Annotated in this window: 12 protein-coding genes and 1 pseudogene; 6 read left to right on the top strand and 7 right to left on the bottom strand. The window is 72.8% G+C overall.

What is annotated here, in order from left to right:
• Positions 1–114: 114 nt before the first annotated feature.
• Together SZ60_RS13685 and SZ60_RS13680 are read right to left on the bottom strand one after the other, a co-directional pair.
• Entirely contained in the window at positions 115–1,005 is an 891-nt protein-coding gene (locus SZ60_RS13685) for a hypothetical protein (protein ID WP_043596787.1), read from the bottom strand.
• A gap of 25 nt (positions 1,006–1,030) precedes the next feature.
• The gene (locus SZ60_RS13680) at positions 1,031–1,654 is read right to left on the bottom strand and encodes a hypothetical protein (protein ID WP_052505415.1); all 624 of its coding nucleotides are present in this window, start codon (positions 1,652–1,654) and stop codon (positions 1,031–1,033) included.
• 178 nt (positions 1,655–1,832) lie between these two features.
• Here SZ60_RS13680 and SZ60_RS13675 point away from each other — a divergent pair, with 178 nt between their 5' ends.
• Complete coding sequence (locus SZ60_RS13675; RefSeq protein ID WP_043596785.1) at positions 1,833–2,276, top strand: hypothetical protein; 444 nt, start codon at positions 1,833–1,835, stop codon at positions 2,274–2,276.
• Between the two features lie 28 nt (positions 2,277–2,304).
• On the opposite strand, the gene SZ60_RS13670 is transcribed toward SZ60_RS13675, so the two are convergent.
• The gene (locus SZ60_RS13670) at positions 2,305–3,345 is read right to left on the bottom strand and encodes a glycosyl hydrolase family 18 protein (RefSeq protein ID WP_052505414.1); all 1,041 of its coding nucleotides are present in this window, start codon (positions 3,343–3,345) and stop codon (positions 2,305–2,307) included.
• A gap of 59 nt (positions 3,346–3,404) precedes the next feature.
• On the opposite strand from SZ60_RS13670, the gene SZ60_RS13665 reads away from it, so the two are divergent.
• Both SZ60_RS13665 and SZ60_RS13660 read left to right on the top strand, forming a co-directional pair.
• Positions 3,405–3,734 carry a DUF3140 domain-containing protein gene (locus tag SZ60_RS13665; protein WP_043596783.1) on the top strand — a complete coding sequence of 110 codons (330 nt, stop codon included), beginning with the start codon at positions 3,405–3,407 and terminating at the stop codon, positions 3,732–3,734.
• A gap of 16 nt (positions 3,735–3,750) precedes the next feature.
• Positions 3,751–4,425: an SDR family oxidoreductase gene (locus tag SZ60_RS13660; RefSeq protein ID WP_043596782.1), complete on the top strand. Its 675-nt coding sequence runs from the start codon at positions 3,751–3,753 to the stop codon at positions 4,423–4,425.
• 240 nt (positions 4,426–4,665) lie between these two features.
• Here the strand turns inward: SZ60_RS13660 and SZ60_RS13655 are convergent, their stop codons facing one another.
• Both SZ60_RS13655 and SZ60_RS13650 read right to left on the bottom strand, forming a co-directional pair.
• The gene (locus tag SZ60_RS13655; protein ID WP_043596781.1) at positions 4,666–5,010 is read right to left on the bottom strand and encodes a hypothetical protein; all 345 of its coding nucleotides are present in this window, start codon (positions 5,008–5,010) and stop codon (positions 4,666–4,668) included.
• A gap of 230 nt (positions 5,011–5,240) precedes the next feature.
• Positions 5,241–5,453 (bottom strand): hypothetical protein, encoded by a 213-nt coding sequence (locus tag SZ60_RS13650; RefSeq protein ID WP_043596779.1) that lies wholly within the window; start codon positions 5,451–5,453, stop codon positions 5,241–5,243.
• A gap of 98 nt (positions 5,454–5,551) precedes the next feature.
• Here SZ60_RS13650 and SZ60_RS13645 point away from each other — a divergent pair, with 98 nt between their 5' ends.
• On the top strand, positions 5,552–7,000 hold the full coding sequence (locus tag SZ60_RS13645) for a glucose-6-phosphate dehydrogenase (protein ID WP_082060167.1): 1,449 nt from the start codon (positions 5,552–5,554) through the stop codon (positions 6,998–7,000).
• A 143-nt stretch (positions 7,001–7,143) separates the two neighbouring features.
• Here SZ60_RS13645 and SZ60_RS13640 read toward each other — a convergent pair whose 3' ends face one another.
• Complete coding sequence (locus SZ60_RS13640) at positions 7,144–7,974, bottom strand: transglutaminase family protein (protein WP_043596777.1); 831 nt, start codon at positions 7,972–7,974, stop codon at positions 7,144–7,146.
• Positions 7,975–8,087: 113 nt separating this feature from the next.
• Between SZ60_RS13640 and SZ60_RS13635 the strand changes: the two genes are divergently transcribed.
• Together SZ60_RS13635 and SZ60_RS13630 are read left to right on the top strand one after the other, a co-directional pair.
• A complete protein-coding gene (locus SZ60_RS13635; protein WP_043596776.1) occupies positions 8,088–8,384 on the top strand; it encodes a hypothetical protein in 297 nt (98 codons plus the stop codon).
• 62 nt (positions 8,385–8,446) lie between these two features.
• The gene (locus SZ60_RS13630; RefSeq protein WP_043596774.1) at positions 8,447–8,749 is read left to right on the top strand and encodes a hypothetical protein; all 303 of its coding nucleotides are present in this window, start codon (positions 8,447–8,449) and stop codon (positions 8,747–8,749) included.
• A 109-nt stretch (positions 8,750–8,858) separates the two neighbouring features.
• Here SZ60_RS13630 and SZ60_RS17555 read toward each other — a convergent pair.
• Positions 8,859–9,097, bottom strand: a pseudogene (locus tag SZ60_RS17555) (phospholipase); the annotation flags it as partial.

Genomic DNA, 9,097 nt, shown 5'->3' with positions numbered 1-9,097 from the left:
GGGGGGGGGGGGCACGCTGACGGGCGGGTGGGCCGACCACGGCGAGCGGGCCGAGGAGGCGCGGGTGGCGTCCTCGAGGACGGCCTCGGCCGGGCGTGTCGCCGGCCGGACGCGTCAGACGGTGAGGTCGGCCAGCCAGCCGGCCAGGAACTCGGCACCGGCCTCGTCGTGGATGGCGCCCGTCGAGCTCGTCAGCACCGGGTACGGCGTCGTCGGCACGCCGTCGGCCGGGCGGACGTCGACGTGGGCGACCGCGTGACCCTGCGCGTGCAGCCAGTCGGCCATGGCGTAGTCGCTGCGCGAGTCGCCGACCGTGCGCCAGGCGAGCGGGGGCTCGCCGTCGGCGGCCAGCAGCTCGAGCGCGCGCTCGGCCCCCAGGTCCTTGCCGAGCCGCACCGACTCGATGTCGGTCGAGATGATCGTCGGGTCGACGCGCCACTGCACGGCGCCGGACGCGTCGGGCCGCACGTCGTCGAGTCGGCGCACGCCGAACCCGCGGCGGACCAGCGCCTGCATCGCCTTCTCGTCGAGGTCGCGTTGCCGGCCCAGGTAGGTCGACGACTCGACGCTCGTGAGCTGCTCGATCGAGACCATCGCGTGCTTGGTCGTGTCGTAGAAGACGAGGTCGGCGAACTCGTCCGCCACCAGCGCCTGCATCTCGGCACCGAAGTCGGCGGGCATGGCGAGCGACGAGTCGACCTCGATCGGACCGATGCCGTCGGCACCGTGCTCGGGGCCGATCGTGAACCACACGGCGCCCTTCTCGCAGACGCCGTGCACGCGCGACCCCTCGGGCAGGCCGGCCGCGAGCAACGGGCGGACGACCTCGTCGCGGATGAACGCGTCCGAACGCCCGGTGTTGAAGACGATCGGCACGCCGAGGGCGGCGAGCGCCACGAGGTCGCGGGTGATCTCGGGCAGCGCGATGCTGCGGGTCACGGGGCTGGCGATCGGGCCGTCGACGTCGAGGAGCAGGCCGAGGCGGGGTGCGGTGGAGGAGGTCACGCGACCATCCTCGCAGCAGGGCCCGCTACGGGGTGGTCGGCAGGGACGGCATCGTCTGCACGAATTCGGCGAAGGCCACGATGAAGACCGTGAACGCGACCACGATCGTGACCAGGTACACGGCGATGTAGAGCCACAGCGGCGCGAGCCCGCCACCGGTGCGGCGCTTCACGACGACCGAGCGACCGATGATGTAGACGACCGTGAGGAACGCCCACGGCCACGGGAACGGCTTCACGATGCCCCGGCTCGCCAACGCCCGGTGGTCGAGCCAGGCGAGGACGACCGTGAGGGCGTAGACGAGCAGGCCGATGCCCATGTAGGCGAGGTAGCCCGGCGTGAAGGGCGACTGGTAGACGCCCGGGGTGATCGTGGCGGTGCGCTCCAGGTAGTCGCCGACGTCCCAGAAGGCGAGCCCGATCAGTTGCACCAGCGGCAGCAGGACGAGCACCCAGATGAACGGGGTCGAGGTGCCGACACCGGGGTTGGTGCCCTTGAGCGGGTCGGTGTACCCGCCGGGACCGGGGTAGGGCTGCTGCGGGTGCTGGCCCTGGTACGGCGCCGAGTGCTGAGGGTTCTGGGGCTGCTGGGGGTTCTGCCAGGGCTGCTGGGGGTTCTGCCAGGGCTGCTGGCCGGGGGCGTCGCTCACGGTGTCTCCGTCGTCGTCGTGGGTGGGCAGTTCGGGTCGTCGTCGCGCGTCGGGTCGCTCTCCGGCAGCGTAGTGCGACGGCTCGACTCGGAGCCCGCTCCGGTTTCCGCCTGGGGACGGACCTGTGAGGGCAGCTCGGGTGGGAGGATGGTGGGAACCCCTCGACAGGAGAACACCCGTGGCGTCGCTCCCCCTTTCCGTCATCACCGCGCTCGAGGCCTTCGCCGCGCCCGATCGCAAGCAGTCCGTGCACGACCTCGCGGTCGACCCGGCCGGCCCCGAAGAGCAGGCCCTCGCCGACCTGACCGGCTCGGTCGAGTGGGTCGACATGGCCGTCGCCCACCCGCTCGGTCCCGACCGCAGCGACCCCGAGGGCATGCGCCGACTGCTGCAGGCGATGGGCGCCGAGGGTCGCTGCGCCGTCCTGTCGGCCTCGGGCTCCGAGGACGACCGCGACCTCGGTGGCGCGCTCGACGGCGTGTTGCACCAAGAAGGCGGCGCGCTCGTCGTCTGCCGTCCGGGTCCGCTCGCGCTGCTGATCACCGGTCGCGGAGAACACTGGCTGCTGAGCGACCGGGACATCCCCCAGCTGACCGGCCCGATCGGCGTCGTCACGCCGTAGGGGCAGCCCTCTCTCGGGCTGATCGGCGTCAGCCGCGGCGGATCGGGTCGCCCGTCGTCAGCTGCCAGATCGCGACGCCGTGCAGCCCCTTCGACTCGGCCAGGTCGGCGCGGGCCGTGATCGAGCGGCCGTCGGACCACCAGAGGGTCGAGCCGTCACCGGGCGACGCCGTGTACTCGGCCTGCTCGGCGTCCCACGAACCGGTGGACTGCGCACCGGTGCGGGCCTCGGCGACCGACACCGCGCCTCCTGCGGTGCCCTCGCCCGTCCAGCGGTAGCCGTACCCCGCCACTCCGAGGTCGAGGCGGTCGGCCGGGACGAGCTCGAGAGCGGCGTCGAGCACCTGGCCGACCCAGGGCAGGCCGCCGACGGGCCCGGGCTCGCTGAAGCCGGTGCCGTGCTGGTCGTAGGCCATGAGCACGAACCGGTCGACGGAGTCGGACAGGGCGGCGAGGTCGTAACCGAGGTCCGCGTACCCCGCTTCGTCGGTGTCGGGCTGCACGGCCATCGAGATCGTGGCGTCGTCGGGCAGGGCGTCGCGCAGCTCGGCGGCGAAGTCGACCAGCCCCGGGGCGTCCGCGGCCGAGAGCGACTCGAAGTCGATCTGGACGCCGTCCCAGCCGCCGTTGACGACCTCTCCGGTGAGGCCCGACACGACGAACTCGCGGTTGGCCCGGCTCGACAACAGCTGTGTCGCGAGCTCGCCGCTGAACCCGTCCTGGCCGGCGTTGACGACCAGCAGCTCGGCCTTCTTGCCCGCCGACTGGGCGGCCTCGCGCAGGGAGTTGGCGGACTCGTCGCTCGGGGCGACACCGGCCCCGCCGGCCGTGATCGCGACGCCCGAGACGCCGACCGTGTCGATCGCCGCCTCGCTGCGGTCGAACGCCTCGGCTGCTGCCGTCACGGCGTCCGGTGAGGCGATGGCGTACCCCTCGACGGCGAGCCCGGCGGGGATCTTCGCCTGCGGTGCGACCGTCGGGTTGTTCCCGTCGGCCGAGCACGAGGTCAGCGTCACCGCGAGCGAGGCGGCGAGCAGCAGGGCGGCGGTGCCGGTGGTCAGGGTGCGCACCGTGCCATCATCGCCGATCCGGCGGTGCGGGGCGGTGCAGGGCGTGCTTGGCTCGTCGCATGGCAGACGACGATCGACGGCAGACCTGGGACGAGTTCCACGACGACGTGAACATGACGGCCTCGACGCTGCGCGAGTGGCTCGACACCGACGAGTCGCGCGAGGTGGGGCAGAAGGACGGCGGCGAGTCCGTCGGGCACGAGAGCGGCCGGCACATCGTGCGCATCCTCGAGAAGAAGAAGGCCGACCTGACCGACGCCGACTGGAAGCACATGGAGAAGGTCCACGGCTACGTCGCGCGCCACTCGAAGCAGCGCCCCTCGGGCGACGTCACCGACACGAAGTGGCGCTGGTCCCTGATGAACTGGGGGCACGACCCACTGGCCTGACCGGCAGACTGGGGCGATGAAGACCGCACTCGTCACCGGGGGCTCGCGAGGCATCGGCCTCGCCGTCGTCCGCGACCTCGCCCGCACCCACCACGTGATCGTCCACGGCCGCGACGAGGAGGCGCTGCGGGCGATCACCGCCGACCTCCCATCCGCGACGGCGTGGGCCGCCGACCTCTCGGGCCCGACCGTCACGGTGCCGCCGCTCGACGAGCTCGACGTGTTGGTCCACGCGGCCGGCGTGATCGGCGGCCGGGCCGTCGCCGACACCGAGCGCGACGACTGGCGGCGCGTGTTCGAGGTCAACGTGTTCGCCGTGGCCGAGGTGACGCGTCAGCTGCTGCCGGCCCTGCGGGCCGCTCAGGGGACGGTCGTCTCGATCAACAGCGGCTCGGGCTTCACGGCCGGGTCGAACGGCAGCACCTACGCGGCGAGCAAGTTCGCGCTGCGGGCGCTCACCGACTCCCTCCGCGAGGAGGAACGTCCGCACGGCGTCCGGGTCAGCTCGGTGCACCCGGGCCGCGTCGACACCGACATGCAGCACGAGCTGGTCACGGCCGAGGGCGGCACGTACGACCCGTCGCTCTACCTCGAGCCGCAGTCCGTCGCCGACGCCGTACGCCTCGTCGTCGACCTGCCGCACGGAGCCACCGCCGAGGTCGTCTCGGTGCGCCCCACCCGCCGGGCCTGACCTGCCGGGCGCGACCTACGAGGGATCTCCTCAGCCGCCGTGCCGCCGTGCCGAACCCGACCTCGGCAGCCGCTGTCGAGCCCGATCTGCGTGCCGAACCCGACCTCGGCAGCCGCTATCGAGCCCGATCTGGGTGCCGAACCCGACCTCGAGTGGCCTGACGAGCCACCCCGCCACGAGATGTCGGCGTGTCGTCGCGTCGTGGTCGCGAATTGCACGCCGGTGGAGGCGCGGGTCGGGTCAGGAGGCGCGGCTCGGGACCTCGGCCGCGCCCGGCTCGGCGGGGGCGAGCCGTGCGACCCGGCGGTTGTGCCATGCGATCTGTCCGCACTGGGCGGCGGCCACGGCAACGAAGACGACCACGGTCGAGAAGCCGAGGTCGGTGGTCTCGCGGATGCCGAAGACTCCGAGCAGCGTCACCCCCGTGCCGAACCCCCGCGCCCACCGGATGCCCGGAGGGGTGTGCGGGGACTGTCGCCACCACGGGAAGCGGTGGTCGCCGACGGTGGCGAGTTCTCGCGCCGTCGCGTTCGTCGTGAGGGCGGCCCCGAAGACGAGCACCACGAGCCACAGCAGCAACCACATGCTGACGAGGCTAGGGCAGGGTGTCCTCCCGCCCCTCCCCCGCGAAGGTGATGCAGCCCGCCTCCCCGGACCCATGCCGCCCCGCCGGGCGGGCATCGCACCGCCGGACGGGCATCGCACCGCCGATCGGGCATCGCACCACCCATTTCGGCGGTGCGATGCCCACTAGGCGGTGCGACGTCCATCCCGTGGTGCGGAGGATCTCCGGTGCGACCCACCAGGCCGGAGGGTCAGCTGTAGTCGTGGCCCGAGACGCCGAGGGAGCGGTAGACGTACTCGCCGCCCTCGCTGGCGTCGTCGTCGAGCTCCCACATGAGGTCCTCGCCGTCGGAGGCTCCGGGGCGGGTGACGCTCTTCTGCGGCAGGCCGTCGATGAGGGTGAGTTCTTCGGTGGTGGTCTCGTCGTGGCCGACGAAGCGGGCGGTGTAGGTCTGGTCGCTCATGGCGTGGACGCTACGCCGGGTGCTCCGAGGTGGTCCGTGGCACCCCCGTCCCGGGCGCACCCGGGCGCGCCCGGGCGCGGCCCACTACCGTGCACGACATGAGCGCGAAGAAGGCCCCCGAACCGGCCACCCTGTTGATCCTGGGGGCGAGCGGGGATCTCGCCGCGCGCCTCCTGATGCCCGGCCTCGGCGGGCTGCTGGCGCTGGAGCCGACGCGCCGCGTGCAGCTGATCGGCGCCGGCGTCGAGGAGTACACCGACGCCGAGTGGAAGGCGCGTGTGAAGACGTCGTTCGACAGCGTCCACGCGAGCGGCCCCGCCGTCGACGCGTTGCTCGAGTCGACCACGTACGTCACGGCCGACGTGACCGGGGTCGACGGCCTCCGCAGCCTCGTCGAGGCCTGTGACGCCCCTCCGTCGATCTACTTCGCCCTGCCGCCCGCCATCACCGAGAAGGCCTGTGCCGCCCTGCGGAAGGTCGACCTGCCCGAGGGCACCTCACTCGCCCTCGAGAAGCCGTTCGGCACCGACCTCGCCAGCGCGAAGAAGCTGAACCAGCAGGTCCTGCGACTCGTGCACGAGGACCAGGTGCACCGCGTCGACCACTTCCTGGGCCGCTCGACCGTGCTCAACCTGCTCGGCCTGCGGTTCGCGAACCGCCTGATCGAGCCCATGCTCAACAACCAGCACGTCGAGAGCATCGAGATCGTCTACGACGAAGAACTCGGCCTCGAGAACCGCGCCCGCTACTACGACCACGCCGGCGCCATGGTCGACATGATCCAGAGCCACCTGCTGCAGGTCATGGCCGTGCTGACGATGAACGCGCCCGCGACGCTCGGCCCGGCCGACCTGCGCGACGAGAAGGAGTTGGTGCTGCGCGCCACCCACGTCTGGGACGACGACGCCGTCGCCAACACCCGCCGCGCCCGTTACGGCAAGGGCGAGGTCGACGGCCGCACCCTGCCCGCCTACGTCGACGAGGACGGCGTCGACCCGTCGCTCGAGACCGAGACGCTGGCCGAGGTCGTCGTCGAGGTGGCGAACTGGCGCTGGGCCGGCGTGCCGATCCTGCTGCGGTCGGGCAAGGCCCTGGCCTCGCGTCGCCGCGAGATCGTCATCACGTTCCGCCCACCGACCCACGTGCCCAAGGAGTTCGTCGGCGGCGGCACCCCCGACCGCCTGCGCATCGCGATCTCGCCCGACGAGATGTCGCTCGAACTGAACGTCAACGGGCCGGGCGACTCGTACGACCTGTCCCGCGCCTCCTTGCACGCCGACTTCGGTGCCGCCGACCTGACGGCCTACGGCGAGGTGCTCGAGGGAATCCTCGACGACGACCCGACGCTGTCGGTGCGCGGTGACTCGGCGGAGGAGGGGTGGCGCATCGTCGCCCCCGTCGTCAAGGCCTGGACGACCGGCGAGGTCGCCATCGACGAGTACCCGGCGGGGTCGGCCGGGCCGGAGTCCTGGCCCGCGGGCGTGCACCAGAACGAGCCCGCCGTCCGCGCGCGCGAGGGCGCCAAGCTGGCGCACCGCGAGGACTGAGCCGGGCCGCCCCGCTGCCCCGCCACGAAATGAACAATCCGCCACGCAATCGTGTGGCGGATCGTTCAATTCGTGGCGGGGTGGGGCTGGCCCAGGGCCGGCAGGGCCGGCGCGAGCGCAGGAGGCGCGGTGCCGGCGGGCGGTCAGCCGAGGCTGACGAAGGTGCTCACGTCGTCGCGCGGCAGGACGTCGGCGACGGCCCCGACCTGCATCCCCGCGACCGTGACGCGGCCCCCGTGGCTCGAGAGGAACGCCGTGTCGGAGGCGTCCCGACCGGTCGCGATGCGCAACAACGTCTGCCGAGGGGCCAGCCCGGTGGCGTCGACCACGTGCCAGGCACCGTCGACGAAGGCCTCGGCCACGGCGTGGAAGTCCATCGGCGACAGGCCCGGGGCGTAGACGCTGACCAGCCGCGCGGGCACGTCGAGCCCGCGCAACAGGGCGATCACGAGGTGGGCGTAGTCACGGCAGACGCCCTGCCGGTCGAGCAGGGTCTGCACGGCACCGTCGGTGGGGGCGCTGGCCCCGGGCACGTAGGCGAGGTGCGAGCCGACCCACGTCGCGACCGCGGCCAGCAGCTCGCGCCCCTCGAGCCCGCCGAACTCGGCGCGGGCGGTGGGGCCGAGCGTGTCGGACTCGCAGTAGCGGCTCGGGCGGCGGTATCGCACGAGGTCCAGCTCGTCGACGGCGGGTTCGTCGAGGCGTCCGTCGACGACCACCCGGTAGTCCACGGTGACCCTGCCGGCACCGACGTCGCACAGGTGGAGGAGGGTGCCGTGGTGGTCGTGCAGCTCGCGGACCTCGACGGGCGCGCCGTGCTGGGTGACGGCCAGCGCCTCCTCGGTGATGCGGGCGGTGTCGGCCGCCGCTCCTGTGCCGGTCGCGGCGTAGGCGCGGGAGGCGGCGATCGACAGGACGAACTCGGCGGGGCCGTCGACGTCGAACTCGAGCCGGGCGGACGCGGTGCGCTTCATGACGAGAGGGTGGCACGGTCGTGAGTCGGACGTGTTTCGGGGTGTGCCGTGAAGGCGCTGCGACCCTGCTGGGACCGTCGCTCGATGTCGGTGGTGCCGGGTTGGATGAGCCCATGCCCTCGTACCGCGTCACGCTCACCGTCGGCACCCTGAGACCCGGGGTGCGGCCCGACTCCGTGCTGCCCGCGGCCGCCGCGAGCGCCGCGGGGTTGACCACGGTCGAGGCGAGCGACGTCACGCTGGTGCGAGGCGAGCCCCGCCTGGTGGTTCGCTACGAGTGCGCCGCCGACGAGCCCGCGCACCGCATCGGGGCCGTCGTCGAGGCCACCGTGGGCGAATTGGCCGACGTCGTGCAGGGCCGGGTGACGCGTCGCGACGGTGGGGCCTGGACGCTGGTGGGCGCGGTCTGAGCCGGGTGACGTCGGGCTCCCGGTCCGCGCTGCACGGAAGCCGCCGCGCGTAGGCTCCCGACATGGGGACGACACCGACGCGAACGCTGCTGACGACGACCGCTCGCGTGGGGGCCGCCGTGACGACGGCGGTGCTCACCCTCGGGGTGCTGACGGCCTGCGGGGGTGACGACGACGACCCCGCGGTGACGGTCAGCCCGAGCGTGAGCCCGTCGTCGACGCCCGAGAGCCCGACGCCGGCACCCGCGCCTCCCACCGACGGCACCTCGACGCCGACGCCGAGCCCGACCAGCCCCAGCCCGCGCCCCACCCCGGTCACCACCGACAAACCGACCGACCGGCAGACGATCCCGCCGCAGAACTAGCGTCCGGCCCCCGTCGATCCGGCATCGCACCACGAACTGAACGTCGCACCGCGCGGGTGCGCGGTGCGACGTTCAGAAGGCGGTGCGACCCGAGCCCGGGAGGGCCCGCTCAGTACCAGTTGACGGACTGCGAGTGCGACCAGGCGCCGCAGGGAGTGCCGTAGACCGACTTGATGTAGCCGAGCCCCCAGGTGATCTGCGTCTTGGCGCTCGTCGCCCAGTCGCTGCCGGCCGAGGCCATCTTGCTGCCGGGCAACGCCTGCGGGATGCCGGTCGCGCCGCTGGCGTTGTAGGCCTTGTAGTTCCAGCCCGACTCCTTCGTCCAGAGCGAGACGAGGCACGAGAACT

Origin of the sequence: Frigoribacterium sp. MEB024 (assembly GCF_000878135.1) — a bacterium.
Lineage (GTDB): Bacteria > Actinomycetota > Actinomycetes > Actinomycetales > Microbacteriaceae > Frigoribacterium.
Note: the sequence above shows the minus strand (reverse complement) of the source record. Positions and strands in the feature narration are given on the sequence as shown.

What these genes read in the sequence shown, in the direction of transcription:
- SZ60_RS13665 (WP_043596783.1), top strand. Translation starts at nt 3,405, where the DNA reads ATGGCAGACGACGATCGACGGCAGACCTGGGACGAGTTCCACGACGAC.
- SZ60_RS13660 (WP_043596782.1), top strand. Translation starts at nt 3,751, where the DNA reads ATGAAGACCGCACTCGTCACCGGGGGCTCGCGAGGCATCGGCCTCGCC.
- SZ60_RS13655 (WP_043596781.1), bottom strand. Translation starts at nt 5,010, where the DNA reads ATGTGGTTGCTGCTGTGGCTCGTGGTGCTCGTCTTCGGGGCCGCCCTC.
- SZ60_RS13650 (WP_043596779.1), bottom strand. Translation starts at nt 5,453, where the DNA reads ATGAGCGACCAGACCTACACCGCCCGCTTCGTCGGCCACGACGAGACC.
- SZ60_RS13645 (WP_082060167.1), top strand. Translation starts at nt 5,552, where the DNA reads ATGAGCGCGAAGAAGGCCCCCGAACCGGCCACCCTGTTGATCCTGGGG.
- SZ60_RS13640 (WP_043596777.1), bottom strand. Translation starts at nt 7,974, where the DNA reads ATGAAGCGCACCGCGTCCGCCCGGCTCGAGTTCGACGTCGACGGCCCC.
- SZ60_RS13635 (WP_043596776.1), top strand. Translation starts at nt 8,088, where the DNA reads ATGCCCTCGTACCGCGTCACGCTCACCGTCGGCACCCTGAGACCCGGG.
- SZ60_RS13630 (WP_043596774.1), top strand. Translation starts at nt 8,447, where the DNA reads ATGGGGACGACACCGACGCGAACGCTGCTGACGACGACCGCTCGCGTG.